The organism is Amycolatopsis sp. La24 (assembly GCF_029087445.1).
GTDB classification, from domain to species: domain Bacteria; phylum Actinomycetota; class Actinomycetes; order Mycobacteriales; family Pseudonocardiaceae; genus Amycolatopsis; species Amycolatopsis nivea.
Genome location: NZ_JARACH010000023.1, coordinates 44575 through 64638, shown reverse-complemented (window position 1 = coordinate 64638; position 20064 = coordinate 44575). Strand labels below are relative to the sequence as shown.

The 20064-nt window shown below is 63.3% G+C and carries 14 protein-coding genes; 5 read left to right on the top strand and 9 right to left on the bottom strand.

Going from position 1 to position 20064, the window contains the following annotated elements; translation table 11 throughout:
- A complete protein-coding gene (locus tag PUT80_RS22365; RefSeq protein ID WP_009085133.1) occupies positions 1–507 on the top strand; it encodes a DoxX family protein in 507 nt (168 codons plus the stop codon).
- Positions 508–561: 54 nt separating this feature from the next.
- On the opposite strand, the gene PUT80_RS22360 is transcribed toward PUT80_RS22365, so the two are convergent.
- On the bottom strand, positions 562–1851 hold the full coding sequence (locus tag PUT80_RS22360; protein ID WP_037809004.1) for an acetyl-CoA C-acetyltransferase: 1290 nt from the start codon (positions 1849–1851) through the stop codon (positions 562–564).
- A 95-nt stretch (positions 1852–1946) separates the two neighbouring features.
- Between PUT80_RS22360 and PUT80_RS22355 the strand changes: the two genes are divergently transcribed.
- Both PUT80_RS22355 and PUT80_RS22350 read left to right on the top strand, forming a co-directional pair.
- Positions 1947–3281, top strand: a complete 1335-nt coding sequence (locus PUT80_RS22355; protein ID WP_037809002.1) for a 3-oxoacyl-ACP reductase — start codon at positions 1947–1949, stop codon at positions 3279–3281.
- A 3-nt stretch (positions 3282–3284) separates the two neighbouring features.
- Positions 3285–4124 carry a MaoC/PaaZ C-terminal domain-containing protein gene (locus tag PUT80_RS22350; protein ID WP_275293324.1) on the top strand — a complete coding sequence of 280 codons (840 nt, stop codon included), beginning with the start codon at positions 3285–3287 and terminating at the stop codon, positions 4122–4124.
- A 233-nt stretch (positions 4125–4357) separates the two neighbouring features.
- Here PUT80_RS22350 and PUT80_RS22345 read toward each other — a convergent pair whose 3' ends face one another.
- Positions 4358–5014: a TetR/AcrR family transcriptional regulator gene (locus PUT80_RS22345; RefSeq protein ID WP_134664251.1), complete on the bottom strand. Its 657-nt coding sequence runs from the start codon at positions 5012–5014 to the stop codon at positions 4358–4360.
- Between the two features lie 121 nt (positions 5015–5135).
- Here PUT80_RS22345 and PUT80_RS22340 point away from each other — a divergent pair, with 121 nt between their 5' ends.
- The gene (locus tag PUT80_RS22340; RefSeq protein WP_037808997.1) at positions 5136–5780 is read left to right on the top strand and encodes an SCP2 sterol-binding domain-containing protein; all 645 of its coding nucleotides are present in this window, start codon (positions 5136–5138) and stop codon (positions 5778–5780) included.
- A gap of 29 nt (positions 5781–5809) precedes the next feature.
- Positions 5810–6388, top strand: a complete 579-nt coding sequence (locus tag PUT80_RS22335; RefSeq protein WP_205673037.1) for an SCP2 sterol-binding domain-containing protein — start codon at positions 5810–5812, stop codon at positions 6386–6388.
- Here PUT80_RS22335 and dcm read toward each other — a convergent pair.
- The 7 genes from dcm to PUT80_RS22300 all read right to left on the bottom strand — a co-directional run bounded on the left by dcm (position 6385) and on the right by PUT80_RS22300 (position 19772).
- A complete protein-coding gene (gene dcm / locus PUT80_RS22330; protein WP_275293323.1) occupies positions 6385–7500 on the bottom strand; it encodes a DNA (cytosine-5-)-methyltransferase in 1116 nt (371 codons plus the stop codon). The two genes, PUT80_RS22335 and dcm, sit on opposite strands and share 4 nt — an antisense overlap.
- A gap of 10 nt (positions 7501–7510) precedes the next feature.
- On the bottom strand, positions 7511–7939 hold the full coding sequence (locus PUT80_RS22325) for a very short patch repair endonuclease (RefSeq protein WP_107050910.1): 429 nt from the start codon (positions 7937–7939) through the stop codon (positions 7511–7513).
- Positions 7940–7952: 13 nt separating this feature from the next.
- A complete protein-coding gene (locus tag PUT80_RS22320; RefSeq protein WP_037808993.1) occupies positions 7953–8420 on the bottom strand; it encodes an FxsA family protein in 468 nt (155 codons plus the stop codon).
- Positions 8421–8601: 181 nt separating this feature from the next.
- On the bottom strand, positions 8602–10398 hold the full coding sequence (locus PUT80_RS22315; RefSeq protein ID WP_275293322.1) for a DUF1998 domain-containing protein: 1797 nt from the start codon (positions 10396–10398) through the stop codon (positions 8602–8604).
- Entirely contained in the window at positions 10379–13552 is a 3174-nt protein-coding gene (locus PUT80_RS22310) for a helicase-related protein (RefSeq protein ID WP_275293321.1), read from the bottom strand. The genes PUT80_RS22315 and PUT80_RS22310 overlap by 20 nt, the downstream gene beginning before the upstream one ends.
- Positions 13549–15069, bottom strand: coding sequence for an NERD domain-containing protein/DEAD/DEAH box helicase (locus PUT80_RS22305; protein WP_275293320.1), 1521 nt, complete (start codon positions 15067–15069; stop codon positions 13549–13551). The genes PUT80_RS22310 and PUT80_RS22305 overlap by 4 nt, the downstream gene beginning before the upstream one ends.
- On the bottom strand, positions 15066–19772 hold the full coding sequence (locus tag PUT80_RS22300) for a DEAD/DEAH box helicase family protein (RefSeq protein WP_275293319.1): 4707 nt from the start codon (positions 19770–19772) through the stop codon (positions 15066–15068). The genes PUT80_RS22305 and PUT80_RS22300 overlap by 4 nt, the downstream gene beginning before the upstream one ends.
- Positions 19773–20064 lie beyond the last annotated feature (292 nt).

Genomic DNA, 20064 nt, shown 5'->3' with positions numbered 1-20064 from the left:
GTGATACTGCGCCGGGTGGCACGTCCACTGCTCGCGTCGATCTTCGTGTTGGGCGGCATCGGTGCCCTGCGTGACACCCAAGGCCACGCGAAGGCGGCCGAACCGTTCCTCACCGAGACCTTCGACAAGGTCGAGGGCCTGGTTCCGGACCAGGTCCCGCGCGATCCCGCCACGCTGGTGCGGATCGACGCGGCGGTCAAGATCGGGGCCGGGCTCGCGCTGGCGAGCGGCAAGGCCCCGCGGCTGGCGGCGGTGGCGCTGCTCGGCTCGCTGGTGCCGACGACGCTGGCCGCGCACCGGTTCTGGCAGCTGTCCGATCCGGGCGAGAAGCAGGCCCAGCAGATCCAGTTCTTCAAGAACGCGTCGCTGGCCGGCGGGCTGCTGCTGGCCGCGAGCGACACGGCGGGCAAGCCGTCGCTGGGCTGGCGGGCCCGGCGTGCGGCGAAGAAGGCGGGCAAGCGCGCCGACAAGCTGGCCAAGCGCGCGGAGAAGTCGCTTACCGACTGAGTGCACGAACAAGGCCGCCACCCGGGTTTCCGGGCGGCGGCCTTGTCGGCGTGCTTACTTCTCCAGAATCGCGGTGACGCCCTGGCCGCCCGCCGCGCAAATGGAGATCAGGCCGCGCCCGGAACCCTTCTCGTTCAGCAGTTTCGCGAGCGTCGCGACGATCCGGCCGCCGGTCGCGGCGAACGGGTGCCCGGCCGCGAGCGAGGAGCCGTTCACGTTCAGCTTGGTGCGGTCGATCGAGCCGAGCGGCGCGTCGAGGCCGAGCTTCTCCTTGGCGAACGCCGGGTCCTCCCACGCCTTGAGCGTGGCGAGCACCTGCGACGCGAACGCCTCGTGGATCTCGTAGAAGTCGAAGTCCTGCAACGTCAATCCGGCGCGCTCGAGCATCCGCGGCACCGCGTACGCCGGGGCCATGAGCAGGCCCTCGTCGCCGTGCACGTAGTCGACAGCCGCGGTCTGGCTGAACGTCAGGTACGCCAGCACCGGCAGTTTGTGCGCCTTCGCCCACTGCTCAGTCGCGAGCAGGACTGTCGACGCGCCGTCGGTGAGCGGGGTCGAGTTGCCCGCGGTCATTGTTCCGTCCGGGCCGCCGTAGACCGGCTTGAGCTTGGCGAGCTTTTCGACCGAGGAGTCCGGGCGGAGGTTCTGGTCGCGGGCGAGCTTGAGGTACGGCGTGACCAGGTCGTCGAAGAAGCCGCGGTCGTAGGCGGCGGCGAGGTTGCGGTGGCTGGTCGCGGCCAGTTCGTCCTGCGCCTCGCGGGTGATGTCCCAGACCTGCGCGGTGAGGGCGGCGTGCTCCCCCATCGACAGTCCGGTGCGCGGTTCGGCGTTGCGCGGGATCTCCGGCACGATGTGGCCAGGGCGGATCTTCGCGACCAGCTTGAGCCGGTCGGCGAGCGTCTTTGCCGCGTTGAGCTGCACGAGGATCTGGCGCAGGTTGGCGTTGACCGCCAGCGGGGCGTCACTCGTGGTGTCGACGCCACCCGCGATCGCCGAATCGATTTCCCCGAGCGCGATCTTGTGGGCGACGTTGATGACTGCCTGCAATCCGGTGCCGCACGCCATCTGGACGTCCGAGGCCGCCGTCGCGGGCGAGAGCTTGCTGCCGAGGACGCTTTCGCGTGCGAGGTTGAAGTCCTTGGAGTGCTTGAGCACCGCACCGGCGGCGACCTCGCCGATCACCTCGCCCTGCAGCGAAAACCGGCTGACCAGACCGTCCAGCGCGGCGGTGAACATGTCCTGGTTCGAGGCCCGGGAGTACGGGCCGTTCGACCGCGCGAAGGGGATCCGGTTCCCGCCGACGATCGCGACCTTGCGCACCGCCGGGGTTTTCCTGGTCGCCATGCCGTCCACCTCTCTGGAGTCGTGCCTTTCACACTGTAACCTACTAGCGAGTAGGTTAGACTGCGACGTGACGCAGACTGCACGGGAGGCACGTGATGGCGGACAGGTACCAGCAGTTCACGAAGACCCCGCTGGGGAAGTTCGTGGTGCCGAAGCTCGGCCTGCCCAACCCCGCGACGTTGCGCCGGTACCGTCCCGGCCAACCCGCTCTTGAGGGTCCCGCACTTCTCGGGGCCGCGCCGGGCGGACGGCTGGAGAAGACTGTCCGGGCGCAGCTCACCGAGGCGGGCATCGAGGTGATCAGCGCGCCCGCCGACCGGAACGCGGCGCTGGTGTTCGACGCCACCGGAGTGAAGGACCCGGGCCAGCTGCGTGAGGTCTATCGGTTCTTCCACCCGGTGATCCGGAAGGTCGGTTCATCCGGCCGGGTGGTCGTGCTCGGCACGCCGCCGGAACTGGCCGAGGGCCGCGAGCGGATCGCGCAGCGCGCGCTGGAGGGGTTCGTCCGCTCGGTCGGCAAGGAGCTCAAGCGCGGTGCGACGGCGCAGCTGGTGTACGTCGCCGAAGGGGCGGAGGACGCGGCCGAGTCGACGCTGCGGTTCCTGCTGTCGGCGAAGTCGGCGTTCGTGGACGGCCAGGTCATCCGCGTCGGCACGCACGCCAAGACCGCGCCGACGCCGGAGAACTGGGAAAAGCCGCTGGACGGCAAGGTCGCGCTGGTGACAGGTGCGTCGCGGGGCATCGGCGAGGCAATCGCCGAAACGCTCGCCCGCGACGGTGCGCACGTGGTCGCGTTGGACATCCCCGCGCAGGGCGGCGATCTGTCCACTGTGGCCAATCGAATCGGCGGTTCGGCGCTGCAGCTGGACATCACCGCCGCGGACGCGCCCGCCAAGCTCGCCGAGTACCTGACCTCGCGCCACGGCGGGGTGGATGTCGTGGTGCACAACGCCGGCATTACCCGCGACAAGACGCTCGGCAACATGACCGAGGGCGGCTGGGATTCGGTCATCGCGGTGAACCTCGCCGCGCAGCTCGCGGTGAACGACAAGCTCCTCGGCGACAAGATCCTGCGCGAAAACGGCCGCGTCATCGGGGTTTCGTCCATCGCGGGCATCGCGGGCAACGTCGGCCAGACGAACTACGCGACGTCGAAGGCGGGCGTGATCGGGATGGTGAACGTCGGCGCGCCGCAGCTCGCGGAGTACGGCGGAACGATCAACGCGGTCGCGCCCGGGTTCATCGAGACCAAGATGACCGCCGCGGTACCGCTGTTCATCCGCGAGGCCGGACGGCGGCTGTCGAGCCTCGGCCAGGGCGGGCTGCCGGTGGACGTCGCGGAAACCATTGCCTGGTACGCCAACCCGGCGTCGGCCGCGGTCAACGGGAACCTGGTCCGCGTGTGCGGCCAGGCGCTGCTGGGGGCGTGAGGGATGGCTGTTCGTGAAGTGACGAGCGCGCCCAGCCTGGCGACGCTGTACCCGAAAGCCCTGCTGCGCCGAGGCGGCGGCTCGACCCTGCCCAATACGGAGTTGGTGCGCCCCGAGGTCGTCGTAGACCCGGCACACGTCGCGGCCTACAACGAAGTCTGCGGATTCCGCTTCTCGGACGAGCTGCCCGCGACGTATCCGCACATGCTGGTCTTCGGACTGCAGATGGCGTTGATGACCGAGCCGGGGTTCCCGTTCCCCCTGCTGGGTTTGGTGCACGTCGAGAACCGGATCACGCAACACCGTCCGCTGCTGCTGGGCGAGACGTTCCGGGTGAGCGTGCGCGCGGAAAACCTGCGCCCGCACGAAAAAGGCAGCCAGTTCGACATGGTGAGCGAGGTCCACTCGGGCGCGGACACCGTGTGGAGCGAGGTGTCGACTTATCTCCGCCGCACCGGCTCGGGCTCGGGTTCGTCGGGTCCGCGCACCCAGCTGACGCCCCCGAAACCGTCCGCGCTGTGGCACGTCCCGGGCGACATCGGCCGCCGCTACGCCGAGGTTTCCGGCGACCGCAACCCGATCCACCTGCACCCGCTGACCGCACGCCTGTTCGGCTTCCCGAAAGCGATCGCGCACGGCATGTGGACGAAGGCGCACGCGCTGGCGTCCTTCGAGGGCAGGCTGCCGGACGCATACAGCATCGCGGTGCGGTTCAAGCAGCCCGTGCTGCTGCCCGGCCGCGCGGCATTCACGACCTGGCAGACGGACGACGGGTGGGCCTTCGAGCTGTGGCACGCCCGGAAGCCGAAACCGCACCTGGACGGGGTGATCTCAGCCCTCTGAGGGCTTCTCGTTCTCCCAGCACCACGACGCGGAGATCTCGAACAACAATCGGCAGCGCACCAGTGTTGTGGAGAACCAGCGGGATGAGCACCGACTGCCCGCCGTCCCGCTCTGGGCCGGAGGCAACGGTGTGCGGCGGGAAGGTCTTCAGCCGACCCGGTCGCGCGTTGAGCACCAGAACGAGAAGCCCGCGAACACCAACGCCCAGATCGAGACGGGCAGAGCCGCGCCGCTCACTCTGAGGGCTTCCAGACCTGCCCCTCGACGAGGTCGTTGAACCCGAGCCACACCAGGTTCATCAGCCAGGACGCGAGCACGCCGTCGGAGATCTCCGGGTGGTCCAGTGCCCAGTCGGCCAGTGATTCCGCCGCGCCGACCAGCGCCGCGGCCAAGCCGGGTCCGGAGAACTCCGTCTGCTCGCCGAGGCCCTTGCGGGTGCCCGCGGCCACCACGAGCGCCGCGACCAGTTCGATCGCGCGCGTGCGCATCGCGGTGATCTCCGCCGCGAAGCCGCCGCCGACTGTCAATGCCTGGCGGTGCAGCACCGTCCAGGACTCGCGGTATTCGGCGACGAAGCGGTAGAACGAGCGCAGGCCGTGCCACAGCTGCATGTCCGGCGGCAGATCGGGCTGCACGCCTGCCTGGATGGCTTCGAGCAGGCGGGTCGCCTCGCGCTGGATGCTCTTGCCGAAGAGGTCTTCCTTCGAGCCGAGGTAGGTGTAGATCATCGGCTTGGAGACGCCCGCGACCTCGGAGATCTCGTCCATCGACGCCGAGTGGTAGCCGTGCTGGGAGAACACCTGCACCGCGGCGTCCAGGATCTGGCGTTCACGGACCGCCCTCGGGAGCCGCCTCGCTCGCTCGGGTGGGCGCTGATCTTCGTCGGACACGGTGACTGTTTCCTCCCTCTCGCTGGCACGGACGGTACCCGTCCCCAGGTCGGCGGCGTTGCTTGCCGCGCTACCTACTCACCGGTAGCCTTACGGCGGAAAGTTCCGGAAGGGGTGGAAGATGGCCGACAACCCGGAGGCGACCAGCTCTGACCTGGCCGGCCTGCGCGGGGTCGCGCTGCTGGACGCGCTGGACCGCACCGAAGCCGTCGACGCGAGCGCGCTCGACGTCAACGCGGTCGCGGACGCCATCGACCCCCGCGAACTGGGCCGCTCCGACATGAACCGGCTGCTGGCGGCGCTGATGCGGCTGTCGGAACAGGTGCCGGCGTTCTCGCTGGACAAGGTCGACCCGACGAAGTTCGCCACGCTGGTCGCGCGGGCGTCGCGGGCGCAGTTGGAAGCCGTGGTCGCCGAACGTCCGCTGCGCGAGCGGGTGCTGGACGAGATCTTCGCGCGCATGGGAGCGCACATCCGTGCGAAGTCACTGCGCGCGGTGGTCCACTGGCGGCTGTCCGGCGGCACCGGCGAAGGTGGCTACGACCGCTACGAGACAGTGCTTTCCGACGGAACCTGCACGGTGTCCCGCGAAATGCGCGAGAAGGCCCGCGTGACGATTACGCTTTCGCCCGTGGACTTCTTCCGCATCATCACTCACCAGGCAACGCCCGCGGTGCTGTTCGTGACCGGAAAACTGAAGGTCAAGGGCGACCTGGCCTTCGCAGCCGGGCTGGTCGGCCACTTCGACCTGCCCCGACCGGCCTGAGCCGCTCCGTGTCCCGCTGGCGTTCGAGCATGCGTGCCGCGCACTCACCCGGTGAGCACGCGGTGAACGGTTTCGCCCGCTCTCTCGAGGTGGGCAAACTGACCCCGGAGCAGTTCGTGCAGGTCCTGGAGACGCTGCACATGCTCGGCACCGCCGGAGCCGGCATCGAAATCGCTTCGCTGACCACACAGTCGTTGGTGGATGTCGTCGCGGCGGCTTCGCGAGAGCAGTTGAAAGGCATCGCCGACCACGACGAACTGCGCGCGGTCTTCCTGGACGAGATCTTCCGCCGGATGTCAGAACACTTCCGCCCAGACCGAGCCCGGCACGTCGACGTCGTGGTCTCCTGGCGCTTCCCCGCCGGGGACGACTTCGACCGCTACCAAACAGTCATCGAGGACGGCCTGTGCGTGTCGAGCACCGACCTGGCCCGCACCCCGGACACGACGATCACGGTGGCGGTTGAGGACTTCATCCGCATGGCGACCGGGAATGCGGCTGTGGCGGCGATGTTCGTGACGGGGAAGGTAAAGGTCAAGGGCGAGTACGCGCCGGCGGTGCGGTTGTCGGGGTATTTCGACATCCCCAAGCCGACTGGGGCGGACTAGCCCGCGGCTTCGAGGCTCATTTCCCCACGAGCCAACGGCATCAAGTAATTCTCCGACAACCACCGCACCACCGGTACGCACACCGCGTCCCCGAAGCCGAACAGCGCCTGGTTGTTCCGCAGCCCATCCAGCGCGTACTTCCCCGCCCCCATCAGCCGCGCGTACTCGCGCGGCGTCATCCACCGCACTCGCACCGAGCCGCGGCCAGCTTGTACGACGGCTTGTTTGGACGATCCGCCGCGGGCTGTGCGCAGGCAGCCCGAGATGTCGTCCGGCCGGACTTCCCACACTGGTTTTCCGTTGCGGGTGCGCCGGTAGGCCGTCCGGTACACCAGCTTCTTTCCTGCCTTGAGCTGCGACAATCGCTCCAACTGGAGCGGCGACAGCGACCCGATGAACGCGTCAGCGCGCGGTGCGGTCCACCAGCGCTCGTCATCGGGCGAGAGGCGTTCGACGGCGGCGGACAGCCCGGTGACCAGCAGCGGGGGCGGCGCGGGCAACGCGGCGCGATGTGTCCGCAACGCTGGGTCTAGCGCGAGCCAAGGCGGGCGGAGGGGCGACGGCGCGGGCGAGTCCGAGGGCGGGTTTTGCGCGCCGACGATGAACAACCTGGGCCGGGACTGCGGGACGAACCGCCGGGCGTCCAGGGTGAGGACATCGGCGGAGTAGCCGAGGCGGTTGAGTTCTCCGATCGCCGCGCGGAGGTCGTCGCCGCCGTGGCTGGTTGCCAGGCCGACTACGTTCTCCAGTGCGACTACCGGCGGACGGTCTTGGCCCAGTTCGTCGAGGATGCGGGTGAATTGCCAGAACGTCGACGAGTGGGAGCCCGCCAGGCCGCGGCGCCAGCCGGCCAGCGAGAGGTCTGTGCAGGGGAACGACGCCCAGGCCAGGCTGAGGCCGGCGGGCAGATCGGCGCCGCGGAGGGCGGCGACATCGCCTAGTACGTACTCGTGTGCGCCCTGGTCGTTGAAGTGTGCCTCGTACATTGCCTGCTTCGCCGGTTCGATGTCGTTGGACCACGCGACGTCGAAGCCGGCCGGTTCGAGGCCTAGGCGCACGAGACCGATGCCGGCGAAGAACTCCGCGGCGGTGGGCTGACCCGGTTGAGGCATGGCGCCAACATTAATGGGGTCGGCGTTCCTTCACGGTCTCGATCACCCGCGACGCGGCGACATCGGTCGCCTCGTGTTCCCAGATTCGCACCGACAGCCAGCCCGCTTCGTGCAGCAGTGCGTCGGTATTCGCGTCCCGGCGGCGGTTGGTTTCGATCTTGGTCCGCCAATAATCGGCATTGTTCTTCGGCCACGTGCCGTGTTCCGGGCAGCCGTGCCAGAAGCAGCCGTCCACGAAAACCGCTACTCGCGCGGGGCCGAACACCAGGTCAGCCTCGCGGCGGACGCCTTTCACCGGACGGCGGTGCACTCGGTAGCGGTACCCGGCGGCGTGCAGGATCTTGCGCAACGCCATTTCGATCCCGGTGTTGCGCGACTTCTGTTTGCTCATGCGGGCGCTCACCGCGGAAGTCGTTTCCAACCGCTCCACGGGAGCCATTGTGGCGCGCGGTTCAGCCCTCGACGATCCGGCCTTCGATCACCGGGTGATTCTTCGCCTGCCGCGGTTCCTCCGCGACAACCTCGCTGTCCACCACCATCACCGGACCGCGGCGCTGGTTGGCGTACCGGATGGCGCGCTTCTCCGCGCGGCGCAGCCAGAACCGCCGGGCGATCGAGCGGGTGGGCGGCAGCAGGAACAGCAGGCCCAGCACGTCGCTGACGAAGCCGGGGACCATGATCAGCACGCCGCCGAGCGCGACGAGCATCCCGTCGGTCAGCTCTTTCTCCGGATTGCGGCCGGACTGCGCGGTCGCCATGAAGGCGCGCATCGCCTTGCCGCCCTCGCGACGCGCCAGCCACGAACCCACGAACGCGCCCGCGATCAGCAGACCGATCGTGCCGAGCACACCGACGACCGAGCCGACCGCCCAGATGGCGGCGACTTCAGCGATGACGTAGAGCAGGAACACGACAGCCATATCCAGTGAACGAACGAGTGCCGCGATTTGCTCCCGGGATCACATCGTCCCAGGTCAGAGGGGTAGGAAAGTCTTGAGCAGTGTGAAGAGCCGGGTTGCAGCAGCTGCCCAGCCGGCAGGCTGGCTCGTGCCTTGCGCGCAGGACTGTCGCCAGCCGCGCGGGGACCCTCCTCGAGGATGCCTACGCGCGAACTTCCTCCAACAAACGGTCGAAGAGGCCGGGCACAGACCCCCCTCCCAGAACCAGCTGACGATCTAGGAGTCGGTTGCCAGTTTCGCATGAGGTCTCGCTGATGAGTGCGCAGCCATGGCAAGCCGAGAGATTCAGTGCAGAAGAGCCTTGACGGTCGCTCTCGATGCAAACTGGATCGTTTGAGCAGACGTCAGCATCCCCGAGCGCAGCCATCAGCAGGGGGAGAAGCTTGTCAGGATGGCCGAGACGGACGAGTCCGCCTAGCGTCCCCTGGGCATCTCCCGCTGCTGTATAGATCAAGATTCCCGCAGTGCGGTCGGGGCGATCAGAATGTGCGTAGACACGCTCCTGCAGGGATGCCGAAGAGTAGCCGCTCGCGAAGGCGAGGCGTCGAATGAGGAAGTGCGCGACAGTGTGCAGCGCGACGAACCGTGGCTCAGGTTTGGGCAACCGACTGGCCCATTGGATGGAGGCGCGTCGATCTTCTAGTATTGCGGCGCGCCCGACAACTTCAGGAGTTCTTTCCCACTCGGAAAGGGTCTCCTCGTTGAAACGAATGAATATTCCCTCGCCAAACATTTCGATTGCTGGATATATTGGCCTGCGGTTACCGTCTGGGCCGAGGTCTGCTTTGATGAGGTCGGCGTCGCCATCGTGCCTCCGAAAACCTTTGAGTGCCCGCACTTCCCGCACGCGGCGTACCTGTCCAAAACTGGTCAATGCGCGAGTTAATGCGCGCGGCCAGGTGGACTCGTCGGAGATCGACCAGCCGTCGACGACAAAGTTGCCACCACTGTCATCGCGCCCGTGCTCAAGTTTCTTGAGAAATGCGGCCCACTCGCCGTCCTTCAAGTCCAGAACTGTGTCGTCTTCGACCTGATTGCCGCCACTTGCCATAGCAAGTACTTCGGTAGCGGTGGTCCCGACCTCTTCGGCAATCCACCCGGCCACCATCTCAGCCTGGGGGCCGCCATTATCGGCGACTACCTTTTCGAAGTAGACGTGACTACGAATTTTGTTGGCTAGTTCGGCAGATCTTGGAACTTCCTCGGGTATGTCAAGTGCAGAGTGTTGCTCGGAAATATAGTTACCGGTCGCGCCTCGTTGAACGGCCGTCAATTTATGTTCGCAAGCGGTTTCACGTGTTGGATCCTGCCAAGGCTGAGTTCCGTTGCAGCGGATTCCGTCGCGGTGGAGTGATTCCGAGCCAACCAATTCGGAAAGCGGGCGAGTCCGTTTGCATCCGGTGCAATGAATGTTCAGAGAGGCCAAACCTTCACCATGTCGTGAAGATCGCGTGAACCTCAGCTCTGTATAGGCGCGACAGAATCGCACGCTGTCTGTGACATCTGTACTATGGCCGCGGTGGGCCCATTTAAACCAGGGTATATCCTGGATATGGCTGCCCTTCGCACATGTGGCGACATAGCGCATTGGAACGAGCTTCCCACCGCACTCGCACCTGTTGACCCAGCGACCTTTGTTTCGGTTTGTGATCTGAGAAAGTTTTGTGCACTGCTCACAGAATCGCCAGGCGGGAAAACGCCAGTAGAGAAGGTATGCGGTTTCCCGGGCTGCGCGCCCGGCATGGGCGGGCGGTTGACGAAGAACGCCTGGGCCAAGCCGACTCAAGAGCCGGTCGCAGCTGATCTCCGGAGTGTACTTTCGGTTCCACCATGAAGTGTCGGGCGCAATCAGTGATTCACCTAGGACATCGACGATCGCCCCCACGCCGAATGGTGTGATCGTTTCGGAAAGCCGGAGTTCATGGACGATTCGTTCCACTGGTGCCACCTTCTTGCGGTTCGCGTACGTGGACAGCAACGTTCGGCTCGACAGACCTCATTGAATCAGCCACGAGCCATCCCTCGCCTTTCTCGCCGAATCTTTTGAGAAGGGAATTATCGTCCGTGTTCAGACGGTCGTAAACCAGGATAGTTCCGCTATCTCGAGCGGACTTCGCGCGGTGATCCCAATCCCTCAGGAGGCGCCACGTCTCTGCTGTAGTTTCATCTAGTTCGATATTGTCGGCACACCCTACTAAGTCAAGGAATTGTGCTATAAGCTTCTCGACATTGGTCCGCAACCTATCGTCGTCGAGATCCAATCTCGCCGCAGCATCATTTGGCGCGAGTTGGGGTAGTGAGTGTCGCAGCAACGCGACCAGGCCACCAGCCAGTGAGCGAGCACGGGACGACAGGGACCACGGCGTCACGCTCGTTGGCTCGACGTTGCGGTAGAGCGCCTCGTGGTAGGACCGAAAACTCTCGAAATGCGAGCGATCACGTGCGCGGTTGGACCGGAACAAGGTGGTCACGATCCCGTTGTTCCGGCCGCGACCGACCCGGCTGGTAGCTTGAATGTATTCAGCAGTCGTCTTGGGCTGACCCACCATCAACATCAGGGCCAGACGAGGTATGTCAATACCAACTGACAGCATGTTCGAGGATAGGACGATGTCGATCGCCTCACTCGATTCGTCAATGCTCAGGCTCAGCTCACGGAGGTCGTTGGGCAGTTCATCCGGCCCTCGGCGACTTGTGAGTTCCAGAATCCGTTCGGCACGGACCGGTCGAAGAGGCAAACCAAGTCGATCTGATCGCGGTTCCAGCCGACCGTTAACGTCGTCGACTACCAGTGTTCCAGTTCGACCTAGCTCGCGGAGGCTGTTGTGATACATCACCAACGTCCAATACGAGTCCCCGGTTGTGCTGACATTTCCGCCTTCGGCGAGCGCCGCCGGCACCTCGATCAAGGGCGCAGTCGCAGCTACGACTGCTGACACTTGGGAGATTGACTGCGGCATCAGTCCGACGTACAGACGGCCTTCACCGCTGCTCACGGGTCGGGAGAAGAACGTTCGATCACCGTTCAGGCCTGCTGGCGGGTACAGTGCGACCGTTCGTCCATATAGGCCTTGGACCTGCTCACCCGAGGCTCGGATAGTCGCAGTAGAAGCCACAATCTTGGGCGGGGGGCCGCTTAGCTTCAGAAGTACCTGTATGACGGCGTCGAAGACGGCGACCGTCGTCCCGAGCGGACCGGACAGCAGATGGAGCTCGTCCTGGATGATCAACGACGGTTGGCGAAACGGAGTACCAATCCCGAGCAGCTTGCCGGCATCTGGCAAGAACTGCAATCGGGCGAACTTGTCCACCGTAGCCAGAAGAATCGTGGGTGGGTTCTCGTACAGAACCTCATCGACGACCGTGATCGGTAGTTCGGTGTAAAAAGGACAATCCTGACAGGTGCAATGAATGATTACATCATTGCCAGCCCTGAGGAAACCATAGCAGCTCTGGTTGGCTGACCAGTCAGAAGGAAGAAGTGCAGTGCCGCACCATGGACAGCTCTCTATTTGGAATTGGTTAGCTTCTGCTGGGTGGCCAGCCTGGTGGAGACGCTTCAGCGCTGCTCTGGCGTCTCTCCTCGTGCGCGGAGTTACTTCATTTCCTACCCATAAACCGATGGAGAATGGAGCCATTCCCCGCGCGCGACGATCTTGGTTCCGGAGCAACTCCATAGCGCAGACGAGGGATGCCGCCCGCTGAAATTGCTGCGAGGTCAGCAGGCGGAGGGTGTACCGCGTGAACACGGCAGTTCCCGCGCCTGATATGCCGTGAGTGATGCGGCGCCGAAAGATCTCCACGGCCGCGAGACCGAGATAAGCCTCGGTCTTCCCTCCTCCAGTCGGAAACCAGATCAGGTCAACAAGCTCTCGGTCATCATGCTGCTCATTGACCGTCGATGCCAACGACACCAGGAGAAAACCAAGTTGGAAGGGTCGCCATTGTGGTGGCTTGATGGCATCCGGATCGATACCCTTTTTGACCTCGGACTGGTGAAATTGCAGCCGCATCGCGGCCATGCCCAGGGCGAACGCGGTCCTCAGCGCGGCCTGGTCGGGCGCACGGAGGAGGTCGACACCGTCTTTCATCCGATGCAGCGCGTGCCGGGCACGATCGGTGATGCGCTCTGCTACTGGCGCATCGACGCCAAACTGGTCGATGCTGTCGACCTGGTCCGAGACCCAGCGGGAGAATGCGTCGACGAACGCGTCGAGAACCGAGGTGACGCGATCCGGTTCGCTGTCGATCAGAGACAGAATGTCGAGGCGGAGAGCCTCGGACTCGACAGTGCCGGCGTCGAAGGCGGTCGTCTCGATCGACGGAACGACGTGAGAGGGCACCGGGTCAATGAAGACTCGTTTGCAGGTTCCGTTGACGAGATCCCAGCTGGCTGCCATTCCATGGCCGACCGCGTAGACCTTTTGCTCTCGATACCGGAGTCGCAGCTCTGCTGCCTCAGGATCCGAGTCGAAAGCATTGGACCGGGCGTATTCCAGGATCTGGCCGTCCGGTGCAGGGCTGGCGCTGAGCGCCACCTGGAAAAGCGTATGGGCGATGTTGTGTCGGTCGTCTTCGGTCGCCGTGGTCGACACTCGAGCATGCACTGTCACGAGATGACCGTCACCGTAGGAACGCCACCGCGACCCTACTTCGAGCAGGACCTCTCCCACTGTAAGAACGTGCGGAGCACGGTCCCGCACAAGTTCGAGTCCGGTCGTTCGGAACGGCGCACGTCGCCAGCGCGGAGGACCATCGTCTTCGACAGGTTTGTAGGTCGCTGCGGAGAAGTCGCATGAAACACTTGGTCGGTCGGTGACGAACGAAATCGCAACAGAAGAAGGACGCCAGTCTTCGGCCAGCGGTACTCCGGCACCCATCTCTTCCACTTCGCCTGTGGCGACTTCCGCATCGATGTGCTCTTCTTCGACAGAGTTCTCGCTAGACGCAGATGTTGCTGCAGGGAATAGAATCCCGACCGCATACTGGCGATCGGGGAGATTGAAAACGACCTCGTGATCACCACTATCGGGCCCGACGTAGGCCCGACGGAGGTGGCGCAGTGCGATCTCCTGGGCCCTGGTGAGAGTCATTTCTTCTCCAGTTGCCGTCGGACCAGCTGTTGGACGCGTCGCTTATCTGCTCGAGAAAGGACAATGTCCAGTGAAACCCGCGCCCGGGTCACGGCGACGTAGAAAGCCGCAGTTCCGACGTCGTCGAACGACTTGGGGAGCTCGCAGACGATTACGTGCTCTGCCTCAAGTCCTTTAGCGTATCGGGGGCTGGTTACGGTAATGCCTGAATCAGTTATATTTTGGGCCGCGGTTGAGCTGGCACGAATGATCCAGATATTGTCCGCATGCGCCCCGGATGCGACCAAATCCGCAGCTACCGATTCGGCCTCAGCCATATCGGAAGCAGAGTCAGTCGTTCGCCAGCGGACTTTCGCTCCATGGACAATTCCTGGATCTCCTACGTCTGCCCCGAGATACTCCTGTACTGTATGCACGATCGCCTGTGTGTTGCGTACGTTAAGGCTCAGATCAACAGGAAGGGCCTCTGCGGCGACGAGTTCAAGGACATCTCGGTCGAACTGCCCGTCGACGTGTGCCTGATTATTCATGTCGAGGAACATTCGCCATCGCCCAGCTCCGCGCCCACCGGTGATTACCTGGTCGAACGTGTCCATGCAGCCAGGAGTCATCAGGTCCTGCGCTTCGTCAACGAACACGACATCGTAGGACTTTCCTGGAACCAGATCCTCGAACGGGGAGACATCGATCTCATGGCCGGTGACGTGAGGCGCGAAGAAGTTCCGAAGGGCGGGCGAGCGGAACGTGATTAATACGGACTTTCCTTGGTCCGATTCCTGCTTGGCTGCTTCCGCAAGAACTAGTGACTTACCGGTACCGGCGCCGCCGTGGACCAGTATTCGCGGGTTTCGTGCCAGCGACGCGATAACTCGCGCTTGTCCCGCCGTCGCGCGATTCTGCTCTTCGATAATCGCGCCGCGTTGAGCGTCGATAACCGGCATGCGGGTGAATTGACCGAAAAGGCGAGTCCGAAGTTCTTCGATTTTCGCGATCTTCCGGTCGGATGGGGGTTCCTTGGTGTTCTCCGAAATTTTATTGAGAGCCGTGGTCAAGGCGGCGATACTCATATCTTCGCGCCCCAGCCAATGAGTCGGTTGCCATTCAACTGATCGGGGTGGAGTTTCGATGTCAGGTGTGATTACGGCAGCTTCTTGCGCGAACCAGCCAACCCCGTCTTGCCGGAGGATGCTCCGTAGTGCGTACATCGCGGACTGCGCTTGCTCCATCGGCGAGGTGGCGAGTTTGTGCCAGTCGCCGCGCCTATCGATGCTGTACCAGACCCCGTCGTGCTTTTTGATTCCGCCGCCCTTGGCTTCGATTACGATTGCAGTCTTCTTCCACAATACAACGAAGTCGGCCTCGGCTTGTTGCTTGTAGGCGTGAGTGCGCAATTTGACCGAATGAAAAGCGACGGCGTCCAGATCGTCGTTGACTTCTCGGAGCAGACGTGCGATTCGTCGCTCTGCATCGCTGGTGGCATTCTTCTCGATGTCGGATAGGCTTGGTACGAGGATCATGAACGTGGCTCCTGCCAAAGGGGTTCGTATTCACGATATCCGAGCCAATCGGTAAAAGCTCCGAAATTGTCGGCGATGTCCACGATCAAACACTTTTCTTTGCCGCCGTTTTCGGGTCCGCGAAGGCCGCGGCCGGCCATCTGAATGTAGGCATTGGGACTGAATGTGGGCCGTGCGATGTAAAGCGCTCGGACACCGGGAGCATCGAATCCTTGGGCGAGTAGATCGCAATTCGTCAGAACGCGGATCTCGTTCCTTTTAAACTGCTCGATGATGTCCCGACGCTCTTGTCGGCTGGTTTGCCCGCTTACCGCTTTCGCCGCCACGGCTCGGTACCGCAATGTTGCCGCAAGTACCTGGGCGGAAAGAACGTCAGGGGTGAAGACCAGTACGGGCCAGCTCTTATCCAGGCTGAGGATATGCTCAACTAGAATTGACATCCGAGCCTGGTCGGCCCCAATTCGACCCATCACCCGCGACGGAATCCTGCGCTTTTCCTCTGCTTCGGCAATTTCATCCGGCGCAAGTACGAACTCGATGCCAGGGAGAACTTCATGCTCGACTTGCGCCAAGACCCGGCGTTCGGTAAGTGCGCGATATGCACTAACGGTGTCGAATATATTGATCTTTCGATCGCCGAATCGACTGGAGAGTGCGGCTGTCGCCGCTTCGGAAGTTCCTTTGAAAGGTGTTGCGGACAGACCGACTAGCGGACGTTCCCAGCTTCGTCCCGCGACGCCGAGCCAGTTCAAGATGCGGGTATAGCGCTCCGAGCCTCCAGCTCGGTGTCCCTCGTCGATGATGACCGCCGTAGCCTCCTTCAGCCACATGTATTCCGGACTTTCCAGAATGACATCCAATTTGGCGTCAGTTGCGACGATGACGGAGAAATCAGTGTCTGGTTCGTGAACGTTGTTCGTGTCCCACAAGCGACAGACTGTGAGCGGGCGGTCGTCCCCAAGTCCCCGCCACACCGTGCTCCACGTTTGAACAGCCTGTTCGCACAGTTCCTGCGATTGCGCTATCCACAGGACCGGGCCGCGCATTCCGCCGTCGATGAAGAGCCGGAGGACAGTTTCAGCTGCTACGCGGGTTTTGCCCGCGCCGGTCGGCAGTTCGACCATCGCCTTGAGATGATGTCCGTTCGCTTCGCGGAGCGTCAGGACGTCCTTGAGTTGCTGGCTGATCTTCTCCTGGAAGTCGTGGAGGGGGCTGAGCTTTACGGCCCCTGGGACGATGAATTCGCCCTCTTGGCGCTCGGTGTGGCGGCCAGCGTACTTGGCTCCGAAACCCATCTTTCGCAACCAAGAGATAGTGGCCGCACCACCTGCCCACGATCTTGGAACGTCCGTGAAACCGTCATTCTGGAACTGATCGGCAAGTTGGCTGATCGCATCTGAGCCATACACGGTGAGGATGAGCTCGCCTGCGGAGGTCGAGTCATCGACGAGCCCTTGAGACGCGAGTGCGTGCCAGAGACCCTTTGGTAGCGCCTCGCGTAGGTCATCCGGGCCGAAGTAGATATCGAGTCGCTCCGCGTCGGTGGAAGCAGCCTTGGCTTCTTGCCGAAGCCTCTCAAGACGGTGGTCGATGCCTGCTTGTAGTACGTCATCGAGCTCTGCGTTGGTAAGGCGCAGGTTGAAGGCTTCATTCACTATGTTCAGCAACCGACGCTCGTCTGCGTCGCCGCTGACCGTCAGTCTCGACCCGTCAAGATGCCACTCGAGCGATTGGTCCTCGACACCGTCTTCGGTGGTCACGCGCTTGACGATTTGGAGTGCTCGCGTGACGGTGGCGCTCGTTACAATATTCGGGATGTGCGGTGCGCGAAGCCCGCTGAAGAGGTCAACAACCCGCTCGCTCTTCTGTTCTCCGTCGATCACTACGGAGAACGCGAAGCTCTCTTCGAACCGACGACACCCCATCAAGGTTGTGAATTCGCCTTCCTGCTCCTCTGTGACTCGCAAGTAAGGACGCTGGCGCGACGATAGGAACTCTTCTTGCTCGTCTGTGGTGGCGAGATAAACTGAAGCGGGCGAGCGTGCCTCGATCGCCCGCTGAACCCTGGCGGGGATTGTCTCTGGTCGGCTGTCGGGGTAAGCGATACGGCGTGCGGCGGTAATGAACTCGGCAAGCGCGGTATCGTCCAGCGACGACGGGAAAATTTGAGCTTCAAGGGCTTCCTTGAGCACCGAAGGTGGTACCGAACTTAGCTCGTCGGGCATCTCCAGCGCGTCCGCGACCTGGCGGGGCCCTTGAAAGATGGGAAGGAGGTTCCGATACTTAAGCATGGACGGAGCAACGAGCTCGCCGGGCGGGCGAAACCCTCGGTTGGATTCCAACAAGCCAGCGCGATCGGCCGCCCAGCGTACTGGCGACATCACCGGTTGGGAGGCCCCCGTGTCTAGGTCCTCGCAGATCCATTCACCGTCAGATTCCTGCAGCAGCTTGGCAGTCCAGGCAGCTCGGATTCGATCGGACGCTTTGGCATCTTTCAGGAAGAACAGCACAGAGAAAGGGCCGGGCCCGTCGCCTGGATACAGTTCGATCCGTTCTACAGGCCGTTCGCCGGGACCTCGGCGCGAGTTGATCGTGGTCAGCACCCATTCGCGGTACCGATCGAGAAGTGGCTCGTCTTCTAGGGCGTATTTGCCAACCGGCCTATGCACCACCCCGATTTGGTGAGCCACGACTGGCATGCATCGCTGATGGTCCAGCAGCCTGGTTGCCAGGTTGTCACCTAACGGTTCGTCTAAGTCGAAGACCTGTGTAGGCCATGCCCAGTTGCCATCTTGTGTCGGTACTTTGACGACTGCTCGATGGTTGGCCAGGGTTTTGGCCGCGACGGTCACAGGGACGTCGAGGATGGCCTCCCAGAGCTTCGTGAGTTGCTCAGTGTTTGGATCGGCCGTGAGTTTGGCCAAGCGCGCGTTGAGGATGGCGAGCGGGTCGAGATCACGGAACCCGAACTCTCGAAGTGCGCTCTCGACACCCGACCTGGCCAGTAGTTCGGGATCGACGAACACCGCACGCTCGATCTCGACGCCATCCTCCTGGTGGAGGAAAACGATGTTCTTGTCGCGCAGTGCCCGCATGCCGTCGGTGGTCGGCACGACTCTGGCCTGGTCGACGTCGGGAAGGTTCCGGTGTAGGAGCACGAACTTGATCGCGTCGGCCGCGGACGCGACGTCATCGCCTTCGGCCCATTCTCGGAGCCAGGAGAGCAGCCCGCGTTTCGGTATGGAGTCAAGGGCTCGCTTGGCGTCCCGGTCGCTGTCAAGAAGATCCGGAGACGCTGCTGCGGTGAGCAGCTGACGCAGGCGCATGGCCCGCTGCGTTGACGCGTAACAGCGCCAATGCGGGACGTCGTCGGCAGTGTTCGGGGAATCGGCCCACGCAAGGTGATCGCTTTCCTTGATGCCGACAATGCCCAGGTCCAGGGGCCGAAGGCTGGCCGAGGGCTTCAGTGTCCCGGTGGCATCAGGTACCAAGGGAACCTTCGCCGACATACGCGGGACATGTGCGCACAGGAGTTCATCACCGAACGACAGTGGCTCTCTTCCTCGCGCGGGCATGTAATCGAGGTGCGCAGCAGGGTCTTCGGCTGTGCTCACAAGTGGGAGCAAGCTGACGAACATCCCGGAGAGCGTCCTGACCATCTCTCGGTTGTAGTCGTTCCTGAGCAGCGTTGTCCGGTCGTCGTTAACACTCCACGGGGCGTTGAACAGGGCGGATGCGGAGGTTTGATCCTGGAGGGGAAAGTATGACCAGAACTGTCCGATTCGTTGTCTAGCTTGTCGTCGCGGAACAGCGACGGTGACCTTGACTTGTTCTCGTGAGACGGCTTCGCCGACCTGTCGGCGCGCCTCGGCGGTTGGTGTGTGCATCCGATTCTGGACGATCCACTCATCGCCACTGCCATCTGGACGCTCGATCTTAAGGATACCGTCGCCGAGATCACGTGATACGTGCGTGGTTTCGAAAGAGTCTGTACCCAGCACACGCAGCGTAATCTCCCGCACGGTCCCGACAAACAGCAGGAACTCCGAAGGGAATCGCTCGATATCACTGCGTAGTCTTGCGAGTCCTCTCGCCCGGGGCAGCTTGACGATCGTGGTCGCCCACTCCGCCATCCCAGCGAGTATCGGGTCGGATTCGAAAGCTGCCAACGGGTCGAGGGCGGTTGCCGTGCGGAGGATCGGGTAGCGCTTAGCGGTTGCGGCGACACTCGAGATCGCGGACCGTGCTTGCGGCGAGTTGAACTCGAAGGAAACGGACCGGCTGAAGACTTGCGGCGCATCAGACACCGCGAGCACGGACTTGAAGCCTAGACCAAAGCGACCGATTTCGTCGCCGCGCTTGTCGCTGAGGTGCGCGTGCATGATCGTGACGAGCCCGTTTTTCGAGAACGGTCGCCCTGTGTTGGCGCAGTAGAGGGTTTGTGATTCTGTATCGAGGACTATCTCGACCCTGCCAGCGGTCCGCTCCGGGTTCGCGACGCCGGAGAGGGCGTCGGCAGCGTTCTGGACGAGTTCGAGCAACGTTCTGTCCGAGTAGCCTCCGACTCGGATCGATTCCTCGTGATTGGCATGCTCCGAGATGAGGTCGGGATTTGCCGTGTACACGGAAATTGCAGTCGCGAGTCGACTCCTGACCTCGTTGACCAAGGTCGGGTCGGGTCCCCACGCTTCCGGCCTGGTCACCACTTCTGCGCGCTCCTCACCGCCGCCGTGGGGCCCGCGTGCTGGTGCTGCTGGTGGTGGGACTTGTCGGTCACCGATCCCCCATCTGCCTGTCCTGGCGTGTCGACGGACGATCTTCGTCGACGCGATCCACCGTAGGACGTGAAGCGCATGCTCGTCAGGTTTTCGCGCCGAACGATCGTCTACTGGAGTCTTTTTCTCGCGCCTCGCCGCGTTCCGTGATCGTTCACGTCGCTCAGGCAGCCTAGAGTGTTACGCCGTATGGTCACGAATATGTCACGCCAGGTCGTGT